This window comes from Polynucleobacter sp. MWH-Aus1W21, assembly GCF_018687275.1.
Taxonomy (GTDB): Bacteria; Pseudomonadota; Gammaproteobacteria; order Burkholderiales; family Burkholderiaceae; genus Polynucleobacter.
On the sequence record NZ_CP061287.1, the window covers coordinates 608,564 to 627,450 of the forward strand.

General features: G+C 44.7%; 25 protein-coding genes. 11 read left to right on the forward strand and 14 right to left on the reverse strand.

The genetic code is table 11. From position 1 onward, the window contains the following. Positions 1–6: 6 nt before the first annotated feature. Complete coding sequence (locus ICW03_RS03195) at positions 7–219, reverse strand: hypothetical protein (RefSeq protein ID WP_215348913.1); 213 nt, start codon at positions 217–219, stop codon at positions 7–9. A gap of 164 nt (positions 220–383) precedes the next feature. On the opposite strand from ICW03_RS03195, the gene ICW03_RS03200 reads away from it, so the two are divergent. Genes ICW03_RS03200 through ICW03_RS03210 form a run of 3 tightly spaced genes read left to right on the forward strand, consistent with a single transcriptional unit; the run spans position 384 to position 2,998 of the window. After that, positions 384–1,241, forward strand: a complete 858-nt coding sequence (locus tag ICW03_RS03200; RefSeq protein WP_215348916.1) for an LOG family protein — start codon at positions 384–386, stop codon at positions 1,239–1,241. Between the two features lie 23 nt (positions 1,242–1,264). Beyond that, positions 1,265–1,777 carry a hypothetical protein gene (locus ICW03_RS03205; protein WP_215348919.1) on the forward strand — a complete coding sequence of 171 codons (513 nt, stop codon included), beginning with the start codon at positions 1,265–1,267 and terminating at the stop codon, positions 1,775–1,777. A 3-nt stretch (positions 1,778–1,780) separates the two neighbouring features. Then, entirely contained in the window at positions 1,781–2,998 is a 1,218-nt protein-coding gene (locus tag ICW03_RS03210; protein ID WP_215348922.1) for an NAD(P)/FAD-dependent oxidoreductase, read from the forward strand. A gap of 28 nt (positions 2,999–3,026) precedes the next feature. On the opposite strand, the gene ICW03_RS03215 is transcribed toward ICW03_RS03210, so the two are convergent. Then, positions 3,027–3,788, reverse strand: coding sequence for a TerC family protein (locus tag ICW03_RS03215; RefSeq protein WP_215348927.1), 762 nt, complete (start codon positions 3,786–3,788; stop codon positions 3,027–3,029). Between the two features lie 63 nt (positions 3,789–3,851). On the opposite strand from ICW03_RS03215, the gene ICW03_RS03220 reads away from it, so the two are divergent. Then, positions 3,852–4,829 carry a tripartite tricarboxylate transporter substrate binding protein gene (locus ICW03_RS03220; RefSeq protein WP_215348930.1) on the forward strand — a complete coding sequence of 326 codons (978 nt, stop codon included), beginning with the start codon at positions 3,852–3,854 and terminating at the stop codon, positions 4,827–4,829. Here the strand turns inward: ICW03_RS03220 and ICW03_RS03225 are convergent, their stop codons facing one another. Continuing rightward, on the reverse strand, positions 4,830–5,219 hold the full coding sequence (locus ICW03_RS03225) for a group II truncated hemoglobin (RefSeq protein WP_215348932.1): 390 nt from the start codon (positions 5,217–5,219) through the stop codon (positions 4,830–4,832). 103 nt (positions 5,220–5,322) lie between these two features. On the opposite strand from ICW03_RS03225, the gene ICW03_RS03230 reads away from it, so the two are divergent. Next, positions 5,323–5,838, forward strand: a complete 516-nt coding sequence (locus ICW03_RS03230; RefSeq protein WP_215348935.1) for a hypothetical protein — start codon at positions 5,323–5,325, stop codon at positions 5,836–5,838. 58 nt (positions 5,839–5,896) lie between these two features. Here ICW03_RS03230 and ICW03_RS03235 read toward each other — a convergent pair whose 3' ends face one another. The 3 genes from ICW03_RS03235 to ICW03_RS03245 all read right to left on the reverse strand — a co-directional run bounded on the left by ICW03_RS03235 (position 5,897) and on the right by ICW03_RS03245 (position 9,060). Beyond that, positions 5,897–6,118: a TIGR02450 family Trp-rich protein gene (locus ICW03_RS03235; RefSeq protein WP_215348939.1), complete on the reverse strand. Its 222-nt coding sequence runs from the start codon at positions 6,116–6,118 to the stop codon at positions 5,897–5,899. Positions 6,119–6,462: 344 nt separating this feature from the next. Further along, positions 6,463–8,052 (reverse strand): rhodanese homology domain-containing protein, encoded by a 1,590-nt coding sequence (locus tag ICW03_RS03240; protein WP_215348942.1) that lies wholly within the window; start codon positions 8,050–8,052, stop codon positions 6,463–6,465. A gap of 33 nt (positions 8,053–8,085) precedes the next feature. Beyond that, positions 8,086–9,060, reverse strand: coding sequence for a tripartite tricarboxylate transporter substrate binding protein (locus ICW03_RS03245; protein ID WP_215348945.1), 975 nt, complete (start codon positions 9,058–9,060; stop codon positions 8,086–8,088). Between the two features lie 161 nt (positions 9,061–9,221). Between ICW03_RS03245 and ICW03_RS03250 the strand changes: the two genes are divergently transcribed. Next, entirely contained in the window at positions 9,222–9,410 is a 189-nt protein-coding gene (locus tag ICW03_RS03250; RefSeq protein WP_072582937.1) for a hypothetical protein, read from the forward strand. An 83-nt stretch (positions 9,411–9,493) separates the two neighbouring features. Here ICW03_RS03250 and ICW03_RS03255 read toward each other — a convergent pair whose 3' ends face one another. Next, complete coding sequence (locus ICW03_RS03255) at positions 9,494–9,790, reverse strand: DUF1330 domain-containing protein (protein WP_215348948.1); 297 nt, start codon at positions 9,788–9,790, stop codon at positions 9,494–9,496. Between the two features lie 60 nt (positions 9,791–9,850). Here ICW03_RS03255 and ICW03_RS03260 point away from each other — a divergent pair, with 60 nt between their 5' ends. Continuing rightward, positions 9,851–10,120, forward strand: coding sequence for a cupin (locus ICW03_RS03260; RefSeq protein ID WP_215348951.1), 270 nt, complete (start codon positions 9,851–9,853; stop codon positions 10,118–10,120). A 10-nt stretch (positions 10,121–10,130) separates the two neighbouring features. After that, complete coding sequence (mmsB, locus tag ICW03_RS03265) at positions 10,131–11,012, forward strand: 3-hydroxyisobutyrate dehydrogenase (RefSeq protein ID WP_215350145.1); 882 nt, start codon at positions 10,131–10,133, stop codon at positions 11,010–11,012. Here mmsB and selD read toward each other — a convergent pair. The 5 genes from selD to ICW03_RS03290 form a co-directional block, all read right to left on the reverse strand. Further along, a complete protein-coding gene (gene selD / locus ICW03_RS03270) occupies positions 11,002–12,069 on the reverse strand; it encodes a selenide, water dikinase SelD (RefSeq protein ID WP_215348953.1) in 1,068 nt (355 codons plus the stop codon). The two genes, mmsB and selD, sit on opposite strands and share 11 nt — an antisense overlap. 26 nt (positions 12,070–12,095) lie before the next feature. After that, on the reverse strand, positions 12,096–13,373 hold the full coding sequence (locus tag ICW03_RS03275; protein WP_215348956.1) for a DEAD/DEAH box helicase: 1,278 nt from the start codon (positions 13,371–13,373) through the stop codon (positions 12,096–12,098). A 142-nt stretch (positions 13,374–13,515) separates the two neighbouring features. Continuing rightward, entirely contained in the window at positions 13,516–14,094 is a 579-nt protein-coding gene (locus ICW03_RS03280; RefSeq protein ID WP_215348959.1) for a hypothetical protein, read from the reverse strand. A gap of 20 nt (positions 14,095–14,114) precedes the next feature. Further along, complete coding sequence (locus ICW03_RS03285; RefSeq protein WP_215348962.1) at positions 14,115–14,558, reverse strand: YbgC/FadM family acyl-CoA thioesterase; 444 nt, start codon at positions 14,556–14,558, stop codon at positions 14,115–14,117. Between the two features lie 6 nt (positions 14,559–14,564). After that, positions 14,565–15,002: a GNAT family N-acetyltransferase gene (locus ICW03_RS03290; protein WP_251374447.1), complete on the reverse strand. Its 438-nt coding sequence runs from the start codon at positions 15,000–15,002 to the stop codon at positions 14,565–14,567. A 157-nt stretch (positions 15,003–15,159) separates the two neighbouring features. On the opposite strand from ICW03_RS03290, the gene ICW03_RS03295 reads away from it, so the two are divergent. After that, a complete protein-coding gene (locus ICW03_RS03295) occupies positions 15,160–15,741 on the forward strand; it encodes a hypothetical protein (protein ID WP_251374448.1) in 582 nt (193 codons plus the stop codon). A gap of 91 nt (positions 15,742–15,832) precedes the next feature. On the opposite strand, the gene ICW03_RS03300 is transcribed toward ICW03_RS03295, so the two are convergent. Both ICW03_RS03300 and ICW03_RS03305 read right to left on the reverse strand, forming a co-directional pair. Continuing rightward, positions 15,833–16,057, reverse strand: a complete 225-nt coding sequence (locus ICW03_RS03300; protein ID WP_215348965.1) for a molybdopterin-binding protein — start codon at positions 16,055–16,057, stop codon at positions 15,833–15,835. A 30-nt stretch (positions 16,058–16,087) separates the two neighbouring features. Next, positions 16,088–16,903 (reverse strand): substrate-binding domain-containing protein, encoded by an 816-nt coding sequence (locus ICW03_RS03305; protein WP_215350151.1) that lies wholly within the window; start codon positions 16,901–16,903, stop codon positions 16,088–16,090. An 85-nt stretch (positions 16,904–16,988) separates the two neighbouring features. Here ICW03_RS03305 and ICW03_RS03310 point away from each other — a divergent pair, with 85 nt between their 5' ends. Both ICW03_RS03310 and modA read left to right on the forward strand, forming a co-directional pair. After that, positions 16,989–18,011, forward strand: a complete 1,023-nt coding sequence (locus tag ICW03_RS03310; RefSeq protein ID WP_215348967.1) for a substrate-binding domain-containing protein — start codon at positions 16,989–16,991, stop codon at positions 18,009–18,011. Between the two features lie 39 nt (positions 18,012–18,050). Next, positions 18,051–18,806 (forward strand): molybdate ABC transporter substrate-binding protein, encoded by a 756-nt coding sequence (gene modA / locus ICW03_RS03315; RefSeq protein WP_215348970.1) that lies wholly within the window; start codon positions 18,051–18,053, stop codon positions 18,804–18,806. Positions 18,807–18,887 lie beyond the last annotated feature (81 nt).

Here is an 18,887-nt window from a genome sequence, read left to right on the forward strand (position 1 = left end):
AAGTGATTACTTCTTAGCGTCAGCTGCAGGAGCTGCTGCTGCTGGTGCTGCTGGTGCTGCTGGAGCAGCAGGAGCATCTTTCTTAGCATCTTCCATGTGCGCAGCCTCAGCACCATGCTTTTCGCCGCCCATATCAATGTCGCCGTCGCCTTTGATTAATAAATAGGCGGTGGCACCAATTAAGACTAGTACCATAATGATAATTGCACGGTTGCTCATTGCTTTTCCTTCGATTGGATTGAAATTGCATCAATATTAACTCGGGATGAGCTCTAGGTAAATCCGAATAATCCCTAGAGGCCCGTATCCTTGGATGAACTAGGTATTAACACTTATTTTGGGCGCAAGTTAAGATGGTCCAAATTACCCTAAAAGATTGCCATATGAGTCCAAAGCTACCCATTCATAACTCGCAAACGATCACCGAGTTTTTAAATCTACACCATAGTCAAATCTCAGAGGGGGACTCTGATGACTCCTATAAGTTTGCCTTTGATGACGAGGCCTTTTTGTCTCGTAGAGAAACCATGGGCATTCGTTTTGAATTGGAATTACTCAAGCCCGAAGTGCTACTCAAAGAACATGGCATTGAGCATACGATTACCGTTTTTGGATCAACCCGTTTTGTTAGCCAAGCTGCTGCAATAGCGCTAAAAGAAAAGGCGAAAACACCGGATGAGATAGCTGCTGCCAATAAAGCCTTGTTACACAGTCAATATTATGAGTCTGCTCGTCTGTTTGGCGCTCTAGTCGCTTCATATAATTCAACACAGAAAAAAGACTCCAATAAGCTTCATATTTGTACGGGCGGTGGTCCTGGAATTATGGAGGCCGCCAATCGTGGTGCGTTTGAAAAAGGCGATAAAACTATTGGCTTTAATATCAGCCTTCCAAGAGAGCAGCACCCCAATCCATACATCAGTCCAGGATTAAGTTTTCGTTTTCATTACTTCGCTCTGCGTAAGATGCACTTTATGTTGAGAGCAAGAGCAATCGTGGCCTATCCAGGGGGCTTTGGTTCGTTTGATGAGTTATTCGAGGTCTTAACGCTCATACAGACCAAAAAGGTTGTGCCGATACCGGTGATATTGGTAGGGAAAAGCTATTGGAATGAGATGTTGAACTTTAAGAGCATGGTGGAATTTGGTGTGATTGATCAAGAGGATATGCAGAGCATCCATTTTTCCGAGACCGCCGAGGAGGCTTGGCAGGTGATTCGGGACTGGTATCAGCTAGGCTAAAGGGTGCCTGTAAAATCATTACTATGAATTCAGTACAAGCAAGTCTCACTACCGCCCTTGATCTGCCAGGCTACCTGTTGGGTGGCGTTATGTTGTTGCTGGTGATGGTTTTTCATGGTGTTCTGCTATTGCAGATCGCCAAGCGCTATGAAGTCAAAACCTTTCTATATTTAGCCGAAAAGAAATACTCGGCAGTAGCAATCTGTTTTTACATTAGCGTCTTTGGTTTGTTCTTGACGCACATTGCTGAAATACTCATCTGGGGCATTGCGTTATATGTATTCAAATTGCTCCCAGCATTAGGTCAAAGTATTTTATTTAGCGGTAGTACTTATACAGCGATGGGGTTTATGGAGGATATTCTTCCGGACGGCTGGAAGATGTTGGCAGTCATCATCGCTTTTTCTGGCATGTTTTCTTTTGCATGGACTGCATCGGTCATGATCTCGATGACTAAGAACTTCCGTCAAGCCTATACCAAGCTTCATATGAGAAAACTGAAGATCTCATCTGAAATCATCGATCGTTTTGAGTAAGGCATGAGTAAAGCCTGGGATACCATTGTTGTTGGTGGCGGTGCTGCGGGCTTATTTTGCGCAGGCGTTGCTGGTCAGTTAGGCAAGAGAGTTTTGGTGCTAGATCACGCAGAAGTGTTGGGTGAAAAAATACGTATTAGTGGAGGCGGCCGTTGCAACTTCACTAATTTACATAGCAACCCAGCTAATTTTCTTTCTCTCAATCAACATTTTGTAAAAAGTGCGCTAGCTAGATATCCTTCGGCAGAATTCATCAAACTGGTTACTGCTTATAAAATTGGTTTTCACGAGAAGCATCAAGGTCAATTGTTCTGTGATGACTCTGCCAAGCAAATTATTGAGATGCTGTTTGCTGAATGTGCCAAGGGCAAAGTAACTATTCGCAATCCTGTGACAGTTGAATCTATTGCACAGGATGGCGATCAGTGGACCGTGCGCACTAATATGGGTGTTGAAAAGACAAAGTCAGTGGTAATGGCTACGGGTGGTTTGCCTGTTCCCGCCATTGGAGCTACTGCCTATTCTTTAGATATTGCAAAGCAGTTTGGATTAAAGGTGATTGACCCAAGACCCGCTCTAGTGCCGCTTTCATTTACTGCGGATAACTTTGGGAATCTTAATGAATTGGCTGGTCTAAGCGTCCCCGTCAGAATTGCCTCTGGTTCTAAAGGTCATCGCTACGGCGCTTGCCGGTTTAATGAAGATTTGCTACTAACTCACAAGGGCTTATCAGGCCCCGCAGTTCTTCAGGCAAGCAGTTATTGGGAAGAGGGTGAGCCCATTCATATCGATTGGCTTGGTGCAATTGAGCGTCCCGGAGGATTCAATTGTGATGAGCTTTTTAATAATGAGGAAAATCGCTTAAAACTGACCGAGACGATACTAGCTTCTGTTTTACCTCAGCGCCTAGCAAAAGCATTTGCAGACCAAAAAGGATTAACGGGTCGCAAGTGGGCTGAAGTTTCTAAAAAAGATCGTCAGTCTCTAAAAGAATTCATTACTAACTGGTCAGTCAAGCCAGCGGGCACTTTGGGTTGGAAAAAAGCTGAGGTAATGTTGGGTGGTGTAGATACTAAAGAGCTGGATGGGCAGACTATGATGTCTCGTAAACACCCGGGGCTATTCTTTATTGGTGAGTGTGTTGACGTCACCGGTCATTTAGGCGGACATAACTTCCAATGGGCTTGGGCAAGCGGGTTTGCTTGCGCACAAGCCGCATAAGCGGCATAAGCGGCAAATTAATCGAGAATTACTTCAACCTTTTCTTTTTTTCACGTGAGCGAATGTTTAAAAGCTCCACAGATAGTGAAAATGCCATAGCAACATAAACATATCCTTTGGGAATATGAACTCCCATGCCTTCTGCGATTAGGACTACGCCAACCACTGTTAGGAAAGATAAAGCTAAAACCTTTATGGATGGGTGGCGATGTACGAAGTCCCCTATAGGCTTTGCTGCAACCAGCATAATCACTACAGAGGTCAGTACAGCTGCGATCATGACGCTAATTTGATCAACCATGCCTACCGCAGTAATGACACTATCGAGAGAAAAGATAATATCTAGCAACCCAATTTGCAATACTGATCCGATAAACAAGGAGAGTAGCGTTTTGACTTTCTTTTTTTCGCCAGATTCACTATGTTCATCGCCATGATCACCAACCTCAACCTCAACATAAATTTCTTTTGACGCTTTCCAGATAAGAAAGAAGCCACCAAGCAAGAGGATGAGATCTCTGCCGCTGATTGATTTGCCTGCAATGTCAAAAAGTGGTTCGGTTAAACCCATAACCCAAGAAAGGCTCAATAACAATAAGATGCGGGTGACGAGAGCAAAGATCAGGCCAAATTGACGAACCTTTTCTCGAATCTCAATTGGGAGCCTGTTGGCGATAACACTAATAAAAATAATGTTATCAATGCCAAGAATGATCTCAAGGGCAGAGAGTGTTAAAAAGGCGATCCATGCGTTAGGATCGCTGATAAGTTGCATAAAGCTTTCAATCATTTTTTTCTTTTCTTTAATGGCCTTGAGGTAAAGTGTATCTAAATCTTCTTAACAAAATCTTATATGCTAAACCCCACACGGATCTGTAGGATATTCTTACTAAGCTTGGCTCTATTTTTAGTGATTGATCCAGCTAAGGCTGCCTATCCCGATAAACCCATCAAGATCATTATTGGCTTTCCAGCAGGCGGCCCATTAGATGCTCACATTCGTCTTTTGGTTGATAGATTGCAGACATCCTTAGGTCAAACGGTAATTGTTGACTACAAGGCTGGAGCGGGCGGGACAGTGGGTGCGCAGTTTGTTATGCAATCGCCTGCTGATGGATATACCGTTCTATTGGCTAATACAGGAACCATGGTGATTAACCCTGCGATTTATACCAAGTCGCCTTATGACACCTTAAAAGATTTTCAGCCTATTGCAAGAACTGCCCAACAGCCCCTTGCCTTAATTGTGAACAAGGATGTTCAGGCAAATACTCTTAAAGAGTTGATTGCATATGCAAAAGCAAATCCCGGTAAGTTGAATTATGGATCGGCCGGTAACGGTGGCATTTCTCACTTGGTGCCAGAGATGCTCAAAAATGAAACTGGAATATTCATGGTGCACATTCCATTTAAAGGAAGTGCACCTGCGTTTACTGATTTGATTGCAGGGCATGTGCAATTCATGGCGGAGTCGGTACCGCAAGCAGCTAATTACGCCAAGCAGGGAAAGGTTAAAGCTTTAGCTGTTACTAGCGCTAAACGCAATCCTGCTTTGCCAAATACTCCAACCGTTATTGAGACGGGCGTGGCCAATTTGGAAGTGGTGGGGTTTTATGGAGTTTTGGCGCCAAAAGGTACGCCACCAGAAGCCGTTAATAAATTGAGCCAAGCATTCAAGGAAACTTTGGAAGCGCCTGATATTCAGAAAAAAATGATCGACCAAGGGGCTGATCCCGCCTACTTAAATGCCGATCAGTTCACAAAGTTTCTGGCAAGCGAAATGCCGCGTTGGGCAAAAGCAGTTAAGCAAGCTGGTGCCAAAATAGATTAATCAGTTTGGTTGATTTCTCATCCAGTCTGCGGTGTTGAAAAAAGATTCTTCTAGTTGTTTAGCGACATCGCCTCCGATGCCACATTCTTCCATGGCTTTATACATACATGCTAACCACTGGTTGCGTTCTTTTAGCCCAATCTTGAATGGAAGATGGCGGGCTCTGAGCATGGGGTGTCCGTATTTGGGGGAGTAAATATCAGGACCACCCATCCAGCCGGTTAGGAAAAATTTGAGTTTTTCGCGAGAGGTTGAAAGATCCTCGGGGTGCATCGCACGCAAATCACCAAAAATCGGCTCTAAAGCCATTAAATCGTAAAAACGATCTACTAATTCATCGATCTTGTCGATCCCACCAATGCTGTCGTAAGCGGATTGTCTTTCATTCATCCCCTTATTTTAATGCCTGAAAGTAGGGGCATTGGCAGCTCATCTAATTCGGTATAGAGTTAAGTATCAAAGTCTTATTAACCCTTGTTCATAGGAGCGAAAAATGGATGCAAAAGATCTGCAAAAGTGGCAACAAGAGAAGGCCAAGGAATTGTTTGATTATTCACATAAGTTACTGGATGCCGCTAAGCAATTGAGCGAACACCATATTGCTGAAATGGAGTGGGGCATGAAAAATGCCCTCGATAGCGCAAAGTCAGCGGCAAAAAATGATTTGGCTAAATTAAAAGATCTGCAAGAAGAGGCTGCAAAAGAGGCTTCAAAGCGTGCCGCTGTTTATCAGAAGAAAGTGAAATCAGTTCTTAAAGATATTGGTGAGAGTGCTGCCGATGAAACGGAGAAGCATCTTGAGAAGGTTCGCAGCTCATTGGTCAATTGGTTAGAGGATGCTGAAAATAAGATACCAAGTCATGCCGATAAGTTATCTAAAGTTGTGAATGAAATGTCTACAACAGGGCAAAAGATGTTTAAAGAGGGTCGTCGTATTGTGAATCAGGTGGCCGATGCTGCTGAAAAGAATATTGATGACTTAGTTAAAAAATCTGGGGGCAAAAAGTAGACTGATTAATCATTACCTCTAACAGTTTGAAGAGCCGCCTCACTACTGGGGCGGTTTTTTATTGCCAGCCCTGTAACCATAGCTCGCTATTGGTGAGATCGCGCCAAGCAATCAGTGTTGTTTTTTTGGAATAGACTGCCTCAATTTCAACAAATTCAATTTTGTCGTTTGGTGGCTCAGGAAGAATGACTTTACTGACTAAGAAGTGCTTTTGTTTGACAATTGGCTTAACGGCCGTCCACTTTGTAAGCAGTAATTTCTTAGGACTGAGACGATTCATGTGTTAATTGAGTATGGTTACGATCACAATGCTGAACATTGCAACTCTTGACCTCTATTTACCAGTAACCCGGTAGACGGCATAAAGGTTATGTTGGATTGATTGGTTTGGGCTGGGCATTTTTGATCAAAGTAACTTTGATTTCCAAGGCTGCCGCAATAGTCAAATATATTCCCCTGTAGTTCCATTTGGGCTTTTCGAAGCACCATAGGAATCTTGGTTTCTGTTTGAGAGTTACAACTCCAGCTTGTATACGTTTCTCGTTCGCAGGCGCAAAGCCCTAGCAAAATAGAGATGCAGACTAGCAGTCTAAAACAGGAAAATGTCTGTGTGAATATCAAGATCTATAGAACCCAAAAGTGATGCGTTCCATCCTTCCTAAGTTGCTCCACTAAACCAAACTCCCAGTCTAGATAGGCTTGCATGGCCGCCATGTCTACATTGGTACCTTCATAAGGGCGCTTATAACGATCAAGAGGTGGGGAGGCCAAATGACTTGCACCCTTTTCAAGCTCTAAGCCTGCCTTTACCCATGCTACATTTCCTCCTGCTAAAACAAGTACCTCCGCATCGGTGAGAGCTTGTAATTCTTGAGCAGCAAAAAGACTTAACTCACTTGGCGAGCTTGTGATGACATAGCGATCTGCCTCAGGAATCTTTTTCATTGCCGCGGCAAGTTCAGAGCGCAGAGCATACCAACTTCCTGGAATATGCCCTTTAACGTAATTAGCATGCGTGCTGAAATCAATTGCAATAGTGTTGCTGTCATTCTTGAGCCAATTGGAAACTGTAACTGCATCGACAACTTCTATTTTTGGAAGACCAGGTAAAGGCGCCTGCCATGATCCTTTTTCGATGAGGTTTGAGGCGTGAACGCCATCGAGCACATGCACATCCCATGCCATTTGCGCTAACCAAGAGGCTGGCATATAGGCACGCACTCCACCGCCGCTAGGGTCTACCAGCACAACGCGGGCACCGCGAACGGGCGCAACCATCTCAGTCTCTTGTACAAGCTGTCCACCTGGTACGGAGCGAAATCCTGGAAGGTGGCCTGCTTCATATTCTTCTGGTGTGCGCGTATCGAAGAAATAAGTGGTGCGATCAGATTGCGTTTTCCAAGTTTGGACATCATCTATGCTGGCGCGTTTGACGCCAGCTCTGTCAGCTACGCTACGAGCACGAATCGCTGCTTCATTTTTTGTATCGTCGCTCACCTCATGAAACTTTCTACTTTGACCTTTATCGAGTTCTTGTCCCGCTAATGTCCAGCCAATCGTGCCATTACGCAGGGCGTTTACTTCATTGGGGATGCCGGCGTTAATGAGCGATTGGGTACCAATGATGCTGCGGGTTCTGCCTGCGCAGTTCACAATTACCTTGGTTTTGGGGTTGGGGGCTAATTCAGGCAGGCGGAGAACAAGTTCAGCACCAGGCACACTAATCCCGGTTGGAATACTCATGGTGTTGTACTCATCAAAGCGACGAACGTCTACAACCACAACATCGGCTTTGCTATCAATTAACTGCTTTACCTCTTGAGCTGATAAAGAGGGTGTGTGACGCTTTGATTCCACAAACTCCCCAAAAGACTTACTGGGAACATTTACATCCTTAAATACTTCACCGCCCGCTTCCTTCCAAGCCTTGACGCCACCTTCAAATACTGAGACATCCGTAAATCCCAAATTCACCAGGCGCTGAGCTGCAAGCTGAGCAAATCCCTCACCATCGTCTAGAGTGACGATGGGCACATTTTTCTTTGGTAGCTTGGCGTATGCATCAATCTCAATTCTTGAAAGTGGTAGGTTTGCAGCAAAGAGAGGGTGCTCTTGTGCGTGAGGATTTTCTTCGCGGACATCCAAGAATGCAATCTCTTCTTTATTGAGGAGTTTGTTGCGAATAAAGGAATAGTTTTTAGTCTGAAAGGCCATGCTGTCTCTTAATTGTTTTTAATATGCTTTTGTTTAGTCTAACTTGGCGCCAGACTTTTTAACTACTTCACCCCAACGGGTAATTTCTTGGTTGATGTAGCTAGTAAGCTCAGGCCGAGTCATTTTGGGAACGCTTGCGCCCATTGCCGCCCAGCGCTCTTTAATTTCAGGAGAGGCAAGTGCTGCCTGCACTTCAACACTCATCTTTTCAACGATATCTTTAGGAGTGCCTTTGATTGCCCACATGGCATACCAACTAGAAACGATAAAATTTGATATTCCTAACTCTTGGGCAGTTGGCACATTTGGAAATGCATCGACTCGTTTAGGTGTTGCAACAGCAACCGCAATGAGTTGTCCGTTCTTAATGAATGGCGCTGCACCTGCTAGTGTGTCAAACATCATATCGACTTGACCAGCTACAAGGTCTTGAAGTGCTGGACCGGTACCACGGTAAGGAATATGAGTAATAAATAGCTTGTTCTGCATCTTGAAGAGCTCGCCCGTTAAATGCTGTGAGGTGCCATTGCCTGTCGAAGCATAGTTGTACTTGCCCGGATGCTTGCGAATCTCTTCCATGATGGATTTCAGATCGTTCTTTGGGAACTTAGTAGGGTTCACAACAATGACATGGGGAACGCTGCCAATAATGGCGATTGGCTCAAAATCTTTGGTGATGTCATAAGAGAGGTTGGTGTACATACTTGGCGCAATAGAATGATGCACCGCACCAAGAAGCCAGGTATAGCCATCTGGTGCCATTTTTGCTGCAGCTGCAGCACCCACGGTGCCACCTGCGCCACCGCGGTTATCTACGACGATGGAATCATTCAGTTGAGTGGATAGCTGCTTAGCAAGCGGGCGTCCAAAGGCATCTACAGCCCCACCTGGCGGGAAGGGGTTGATAAAGGTAATTGGCTTGCTGGGATTGGGCCAGGAAGTGGTTTGCGCATTGGCTGAGAATCCAATGAGGGCACCAAAAAGCAATAGAAAGATATTTTTGATCATTTTGCTAGCCTCCAGATGGTTTTTTATTGAATGGGTTTATTTTGGCTGAACCTAGCAATATAAGAGTTATCCCTGATTTGGGGGGCAATTTCTAGTGGTTTTTATGGGGATATACTGATTCGGTTGTCAGTAAGAATATTCATTTGTTAATAGGAGACAAGATGTCACAACACGATACATTGTTGGCTGCTTTTGAAGCATATAAAGCTGAAAACGAAAAATTCATTGAAAAGGGCATCAAGGCATCTGCCGCGCGTGCTCGTAAGGCCTTGCAGGAAATCGCCGGCGCTTGTAAAGAGCGTCGCAAAGAAATCACTGCTGCTAAAGAGGCAATGGAAGCGAAGAAGTAACACTCACTTCACACTGATTGATCAGCCTAGCTTACGAGCTAGGCTTTTTTATTTCTAGCGCCTGAATTTAAAAAGAGGATTTGTCAGGTTTCAATTGAAATGCTCAATAAGGTCAACTTCATTGCTTTGTTGCGAATGGGTACAAGCGCTTGGTACTCAGGACTATTGGCCCATGTCTTAGCTTGTGTTGCGCTGGGAAATTCAAGCTCCACGAATGTGCTGAAAGGTGCGCAATCAAGTTCATTCCAAAATATATCGACTACCGAACCCCGATTTTTGATAGAACCCTTATACAGCTCAACGGTCTGACCCACTTGGGAGCGGTACTGATCAAAAGCTTCTTCATCTCTTAATTCAATCAACCCAATTACCTTGACCATCTTGACTCCCTATAAAAATTGATCGATGCTAAATGAGTATATCCACGCTATAGTTAAGATATGAATTCAGAGCAATTTTTGCAGTTACTGCGTCGGGATAGTTTTCCTGAGCCGGTGGAGGTTCAGCAAGCGCCCAAGGGGTGGCTTGGCATTCATGAGCATCCATTTGAGGTGAAGGCTCTTATTGTCGAAGGCGATATCACCATCGTGATTGATGGTCTAAGTAAGAATTACAAGGCTGGAGAAATTTTCCACCTAGAATTTAAGCAGCCTCATGCAGAATCATATGGACCTGAGGGTGTGAAATACTTAGCCTCAAGAAAACAATAAAACTAGGAGCATTATGAAAATCGGATTTATTGGGCTTGGCAATATGGGTTTACCAATGGCCCTGAACTTATTAAAAGCAGGGCATCAGGTATCGGGATTCGATTTAGTAAAGAGTCAGTTAGATGCCTTCGCTAATGCGGGTGGCGCTGTTGCAGCTAATGCAAATGACACAGCTAAGGATGCCGATGTATTGATTAGTATGCTGCCTGCCTCACGTCACGTAGAAGGTTTATATCTTGGTGATGCAGGTATATTGGCAAATGCCAATCCTAAAACCTTGTTGATTGATTGTTCAACCATTTCACCTAAGGTAGCGCAATCAGTTGCTGCGGCGGCTAAGGCAAAGGGTTTTGCCATGATTGATGCGCCCGTCTCTGGTGGTACTGCTGGTGCGCAAGCTGGCACCTTAACGTTTATGGTTGGCGGTGATGTTGGGGCAGTAGATTGTGCGCGTCCGGTATTAGAGAGGATGGGGAAAAACATTTTTCATGCTGGCGCGAATGGAGCAGGACAGACTGTTAAGGTTTGCAACAACATGCTTTTAGGTATTCAGATGCTGGGCACGAGTGAGGCTCTGCGCTTGGGCATTGCTAATGGCCTTGACCCCAAGGTGCTATCAGACATCATGACAAAGAGTTCGGGACGCAATTGGGCGTTGGAACTTTATAACCCTTGTCCAGGCGTTATGGAGAACGTGCCATCCTCAAAGGGGTACGCTGGTGGTTTTGGCGTTGATCTTATGCTCAAAGATTTGGGTTTGGCGGTTGAAAATGCTGAGGGTCTAGAAGCAAGCGTTCCACTCGGAAGGCTGGCACAGCAACTCTATGAAACTCAAAGCAAGGCAGGCAATGGTCAGCTTGATTTCTCAAGCGTGTTTAATCTCAAGAAATAACCAGCGGCTTCTCTTGACGCTTGCTCATTTGACCAATGACGCGGGCGCCCAAAAAATGGTGTTGATTGAAAATATCCAATACCTCTTTGACGCTATCTGGACTACAAGACACAAGTAATCCGCCGCTCGTTTGAGGATCGGTTAACAAGGCCCGTTGAGCTGGAGTGAAGTCTGCTGGGATGCCAACTTCATTGCCGTAGCTAAGCCAGTTTCTATCTGAGGCGCCAGTAAACACGCCATCATCAGCTAGTGTTTGTACGTTAGAGAGTAGGGGTACTTGGCTCCAGTCAATATGTGCAGTGCAGTTTGAGCCGCGCGCTAACTCGAGAGTGTGACCAGCTAAACCGAATCCAGTCACATCAGTTAAGGCATGAACACCGGATAGCTTAGCTAGATCAGGTCCTGCAGCATTGAGCTTGGTAGTGTTGGAGATCATCTCTCGATATCCGTCTGGACCTAATAGATCTTTTTTCAGGGCGGCCGATAAGATTCCTACACCTAGTGGTTTGCCTAGGATGAGAACGTCACCCGGTTTTGCGCTGGCGTTACTCTTGATACGCTTGGGATCAACAATGCCAATGGCTACTAATCCGTAAATAGGCTCAACAGAATCAATTGTGTGTCCACCGGCAATAGGAATGCCGGCACTACGACAAGCTTCAGCGCCACCTTCCAAGATGCGAGCAATGGTTTTGTTTGATAAAACCTTAATTGGCATGCCAACCAAAGCAAGAGCAAATAAAGGAGTGCCACCCATTGCATAGATATCGCTAATCGCATTAGTGGCAGCAATTTTTCCGAAATCAAATGGGTCGTCCACGATCGGCATGAAAAAATCGGTAGTCGCAACGATAGCTTGCGACTCATTGATTTGATAAACCGCTGCATCGTCAGATGTTTCAATGCCAATCAGTAATTCTTTTGGAAAAGGCAATTGTGGGACATTCTTCAGAATCTCAGAAAGAACTCCTGGGGCAATCTTGCAGCCGCAGCCACCGCCATGCGAGAGGGAGGTAAGGCGTGGTTCGTTCGGTAAGGTTTCTACGTTTTGGTTCATGCTAAATATTCTAAACGTAGGTGAAATTAACGGTTAAAGCTTCTTTTGGGTGGACTGCTACGTTTTGTCGGTGTCTTTTTAGCCCCACCACCAGCGCCGGTAGGTCTTGGCTTTCGGGATTGTTGGTGTTGTTGACTACGCAATTGAATCGGTTGAGCTACAGCATTTGGATCTGGTTCAAAACCGGCAATCACTTCTTGCGGTAGTTTTTGCTTAATTAGTTTTTCAATATCTCTCAGCATCTGGTGTTCATCAACGCAGACTAAAGATACGGCCACGCCGTTTGATCCTGCACGGCCTGTACGTCCAATACGGTGCACATAATCTTCAGACACGTTCGGTAGGTCGTAGTTAACAACATGGGGTAGTTGGTCAATATCAATTCCGCGCGCTGCAATATCGGTAGCGACTAAGGCGGTTAACTTGCCTGCCTTGAAGTCGGCTAATGCTTTAGTGCGGGCGGATTGGCTCTTATTGCCATGAATAGCCATGCTAGTGATGCCATCTTTTTCTAACTGCGTCACTAATTTGTTAGCGCCATGCTTGGTACGAGTAAAGACCAACACTTGCTGCCAGTCGTTACTCTTAATGAGATGGGCTAATAGTGGATGTTTTTTATTTCTATCCACTGGATGTATGAGTTGGGCGATTGCCTCATTGGTGCTATTGCTGCGAGCCACCTCAATTAACTCCGGTGCATTTAGCAATCCATCGGCCAGCGCTTTAATTTCGGTAGAGAAAGTTGCTGAGAAGAGGAGATTCTGACGCTGCTTTGGTAGTGCGGCCAAAATTTTCTTAATGTCGCGTAAGAAACCCATGTCGAGCATGCGATCCGCTTCATCGAGCACTAAAATTTCAATATCTTTAAGAGATACGCAATTTTGTGACATTAAATCTAATAAGCGTCCTGGTGTCGCAACCAAAATATCGAGGCCGCCAGCAATTGCTTTAATTTGAGGATTGGCGCCAACTCCGCCAAAAATAACTGTCGACTTTAAGCCAGTGTATTTGCCATAGGTCAGGACAGACTCTTGGACTTGAGCGGCTAATTCGCGAGTAGGTGTCAGAATTAAAACGCGCAACAAGCGCTTACCTGAACTTGCCTTACTTGAAGTTAAACGTTGCAGAATTGGAAGGGTAAAGCCGGCGGTTTTGCCTGTACCAGTTTGTGCTGCGGCTAATAGGTCGCCACCTTTTAAGACGGCAGGAATCGATTTAGCTTGAATCGGTGTGGGGCTGGTATAGCCTTCTTCGGCAATAGCGCGAAGAATGGGTTCTGATAAACCAAGATCTGTAAATAACATAGGGACCAATAAAGTATTGACCCGTATTCAACGTACTTAAAAATCGACTATCCCGGCCAATGGGGTGAGCTGCCACGCTAGTGCGTTTGCAGTAAGAGGTTCTATTTTAAGTCATCGACCCCAAAGCTGGAGAATTACCTGATTAAGCTGGATTCCAGAGGTTTGGTACGACGGAATTGGCGTAGCCAGAGACAAAAGATTTTTCTGCTCCAGTCGCTGGATCAAATACAGAGCGATGAATGCGTCCAATATTGCCGCCATAGACATGGATGCTGATTGAAGTCTGGTCGCTCATATTGTTTTCCACTACATGAATATCATGGGTAGTGGGCGAGACTGTATCTACATGTCCTGGTGGGCTCACGCAGGATTCACCAGGTTTAAATTCATCATTTGCTTGTCGATAGTAAGGCGTGCCTTTTTCTTGGCCGCGCAATTGACCAACCATTCCCCAGACAGTGTGATTATGAACAGGTGTTTTTTGGCCCGGACCCCACACAAAGCTCACTACTGAAAAGCGGTCCAAGGGATCCGCATATAAAAGATATTGCTGGTAATACTGAGGGTGGGGTTTAGTAAATTCTTCGGGGAGCCAATCATCTACGGCAATGAGCTTCTCTAGTAATTTTTTCCCTTCAGTAAAAATCACAGCCTCACTTGGCTTTTGCTCAAGCAGAAGGCTAAGTTCTTTTACGAAGGTCAGTAGTTTTCCATCAGACATTATTCACTCCGTAACATGCATTACTCATCTTGGAATACGCAATCAGGCCATGCCTTAGGTTTGAGTGTATTGGTATCAACGCAGACGATATGCAATACAGCGCTCGCAATAATTTGAAATTCCTCACTATCAGGAAGCTTTCTTTGTGCCGTCTGCTTAACGGTCACTTGTGTACGGCCACGGTGTTCAATCACTTGATCTATGTAAAGCAAATCATCTAGGCGTCCTGGCTTATAGAAGTTCATGGTGAGCTCTCGTAGGGGCATCACCATGGCGTATTCATTTGCAAGCTTAGTTGGGCTCAATCCGCGTTGAGATAGCCACTCTGCACGACTGCGTTCAAAAATCTCCAAATAGCGACCGTGATACACAAAACCAGCAGCATCAGTATCGGAATAGCAAACTCGATGAACGTAAGTGAAATTTGAAGGGGTTGAAGTGGCTGAAGTAGTGTTAGTAGTCATTGCTTATTAATCTGAATTTGCTAATGTGAGCATCATATTACGATGTGGAATGCCGGCCTCATCATAGACGTCCCCATGAGCTTGGAAGCCCAGCTTTTCATAGAAGGGCAGAGCGCTCACTTGGGAGTGCAGAATGATCTCTTGCGCTCCCTGAGAGGCGGCTAGATCCACTAGCTTTCGCAGCATTTGCTTCCCTACGCCTTTTCTTCTGAATTTGGCTAGGACGGCCATACGCCCAATTTGAGACTGCTGATTACTTAAATTCAACAGCCTTCCAGTGCCAATGCAGTGTTTATCTTGATAGGCTAAAACATGTACTGCTGACGAATCAAATTCATCCAATTCAAGCTCAGCTGGAACCCTTTGCTCTTGAATAAATACTTTCTGACGTACCAAAAAGGCGTCTGCTTCAGCCTCTTTCCACGATTTAATAAGTATTTCCAAGATTCCTAGCGCCTTTATTTTTAATTACTTGACCAATTTACCAAAGAATGGGGGTAGGAGATAGTTCGCTGCTGCACTAAAAACAGCTCAATCCATGGTTACAATCAATTGTGTCTCTATGTTGAGCCTCTCTAACCTTCACTCATTAGGAGTTATCTTGAAAAAATCTTTATTGGCTGTTTTGTTTGCTGCGGCAGGCGTTACTTTGGCAAGTTCTGTGTTTGCACAACTTCCTGCAAAAATGTTGCCTTTAGCAGCAGACGTTGTGGTGCTGAGCGCAACAGTTGATTCAGTAGATGCAAAGAAGCGTATCGTTGTATTGAAGGATGCCAACGGTAACTTGGCGCAAATGAACGTTTCTAAATCCATCAACGATTTGGATAAAGTTAAAAAAGGCGACTTATTCTTGGTTGAGCATGCTCAAGCCGTTGCTGTTGGATTAACGGCCGCTGGTAAAGATCAAAAGCCAGGTGTTTCTGGTGTGCGCTCAGTAGTGGTAGCAGGCAAAGGCTCTGCTAAGCCATTTGAAGAAACCGTAGATACTATTTACGCAACTGTAAAGATTTCAACAATCGATCAAAAGACACGTATCGTCACTTTTACAATGCCTAACGGTGAAAAGCAAAAGGTAAAAGTAGATCCAGCAGTTCTTGGTCTTGAGAAATTCAAGGCTGGTGACGACGTTATTGTTGAGTTCGTTGACGACACAGCAATTGGTTTCGTAACACCGAAGAAATAAAAACTTCACAATATCGAATGAACTGGGTAGTGCACCAGTAAGAAAAAGCCCGCTAACGCGGGCTTTTTTGTTGCCTAATGCAGGTCTTGATTTACGCGCTTTTGGCGATCATGACATCAGAGGCTTTAATAACAGCCCAAGCTTGATCTCCAACCTTGAGATTCAGTTCGTCAACCGCTTCATTGGTAATGGAGGCAGTCACAATATGGCCGCCGCCAATATCCAGCTTTACGTGAGAAGTAGTTTGACCCATCTTTAGTTCAACTACTTTTCCATTTAGGGTGTTGCGAGCGCTAAGTTTGACTTTCAGTTCCATGATTTCTCCTAATGATTTTTGAGTGAGGGCTTATTTTCTAGCGTTTGGGAAGAACAACTGTTCGCCATCAATCTTGTAGCTAGCAATCACGTCTTGACCGTTCTTGGAAATAAGCCAATCAATAAACTCCTGACCTTGTGCTTTTTTCACATGAGAAAACTTAGCTGGGTTTACTAGCATCACACCATATTGGTTAAAGAGTTTTGGATCTCCTTGAACCAAGATCGCGAGATCGCCGCGATTCTTGAAGCTGAGCCAAGTGCCACGGTCAGCCAAGATGTAGCCATTCATTGCAGACGCAGTGTTCAGTGCAGGTCCCATGCCTGAGCCAGTTTCTTTGTACCAAGATGGACCAGGGGAGACTGAAACGCCAGCACCTTTCCAGTAACGTAATTCTGCTGCATGAGTGCCGCTCTTATCTGCGCGCGATACAAATGGTGCTTGTGCAGCAGCAATTTTTTGCAGTGCGACTTGAATGTCTTTGCCGCCAGCAATTTTCGCTGGATCTGACTTGGGTCCAATCAGAACAAAATCGTTGTACATCACTTCATAACGTTTGGTAGAGAAGCCTTCATCAATAAATTTTTCTTCGGCAGGTTTGTCGTGAACAAATACAACATCTGCATCACCACGTCGACCAATATCTAGTGCCTGTCCAGTGCCTACAGCCACTACTTTGACTTCGATTCCAGTTTTCATCTTAAAGATGGGCAGCAGGTAATTGAATAGGCCTGATTGCTCAGTAGAAGTGGTGGATGAAACCACAATGCTTTTCTCCTGCGCATAAACCTGTGCTGCAGGAATGGATAGGGCTACGAGGGTAACAAGGAGCAGTCTCCGAAACATTTTTTTCATATTTGCACTCGAAAGGGTTGATTAAAAAGATATGATCGCATACATTAATACTTATTGAATATGCAAAAAATTACATATGCAAATTGAAGTCAGGCCCACGTTAATTGTGAATACCAAGGTCGATGGAAGGGCTTCTGTCGATCTGATTTGGCTCGCTCAGCTGCTGAAAGACATCGGTCAGGGAAGCTCCCTAGTAGTTGCCAGTAAAAAATCAGGCACTTCCTATAGAGGAGCGTGGGGCAAGCTCAATCAAGTCGAAGCTGAATTAGGTATGCCGCTGATTATTCGGACCAAGGGCCATGGTTCCGAGTTGACTGAATTCGGAACTTTTTTAATTCAGTTTATTGAAGATATGCAGGCTGAGCACTTAAAGCATGATGCCCAGTATCACGATAGATTATTAAAGGAAATTAAGAAAATACAAAAGTCAGAAAGCGTGCGCTGGAAATTTTTCTCCAGTAGTGATTCAGTCATTCAAAAAGCAGCTGGAGAAATTCAGGGGCTCGAACTCAAAATTGCAGGTTCAGGTGAATCTCTAGAGAGGCTTCTTAGTAACGAAGCGCATATTGCTGGCTATCACGTCTCTGATCAAGACAACTCAAAAGCAATTTATCAGCGCTTATCAAAAAATAATATTGAAATCTATCCTGTGATGAAGCGTATTCAAGGGTTGATAGTGAAAAAAGGAAATCCACTTCATATTCGTTCTGTTGAGGATTTAATTGGCAAAAAAGTACGCTTTATCAATCGCCAAATCGGCTCCGGGACTCGTTTGCTGTTGGATAACTTATTGATGGAGGAGGGCATCGACCCCTTAGACATTAACGGCTATATGCATGAGGAATTTACCCATTCAGCTGTGGCCAACGCGATTCTTGCAGGTAAGGCTGATGTTGGTTTGGGGGTCAAGAATATTGCCTTAGAAAACGGTCTTGGATTTGTGCCTCTAAAAGATGAGATTTTCTTTGTGGCTATGCATAAGGAGATGGCAGCTCAGTCAGCATCTTCTAAGTTGATACGCAAGATTCGAAGTGCTTCTGGTGAAACGCCGGGATACAAAGCTGTCAGCCTCAATAGACAAATTCAGGATTGGCTATAGTTTTCTAAAGGGCAATGAATCCACTAGAATGGATTCGATATGACCAAGCGGATCTTTATCTTCCTCGCAGCATTTTTTATCTTCACCGGTAGTGCATTCGCACAGGCTTCGACTATTGCTGTTGCTGCCAATATGAAGGATGCATTTAGTGAGATCGCTACAGCGTTTAGATCTACAGGAAAACCAGAAATGAGAGTGGTTTATGGTTCATCAGGTAACTTTGCTGCGCAAATTCTGAATGGGGCACCCTTCAACTTATTTATCGCGGCTGATGAGCAGTTTCCACTCGAGCTCTTTAAAAATGGCAAGACAGTGGATGATGGTTTGGTGTACGCCATTGGTAAGTTAGTCATCATTACCAAAACATCGTCTGGGATTCATTTGATAAATAGCAAGGCAGATATTGCTAAGGCAATTAGTAAAGCTAATAAGATAGCAATTGCTAAACCTGAACTTGCACCCTACGGCAGGGCAGCTGTTCAGTATTTAAGGGCTGAAGGCTTATGGGATCTTGCAAAAGATAAGCTTGTTTATGCCGACAATATTGGGGCGGCTACTACATATGTAGCTAGCGGTGCTGCCGATATTGGCTTCACCGCTTTTTCCTTGGCTAAGTCGCCGGAGCTTTTGAAGCAAACGAATTATTTGGTGGTCGATACAAAAATGTATGACCCCATTAAGCAGCGCATGGTATTGATAAAGGGTGCGCCACAAGAGGCGGTTGATTTGTACCGCTTTATGCAGGGTCCCCAAGCCAAAGTTATTTTGCAAAGATACGGTTACAGCACGCCTTAGCCACTAAAGAGTGCATTAGTCCCCCACCATTTGTTTTGGATCAACCCAAGAAGGCCTCAAAAAGGGCATTATTGCCAATGA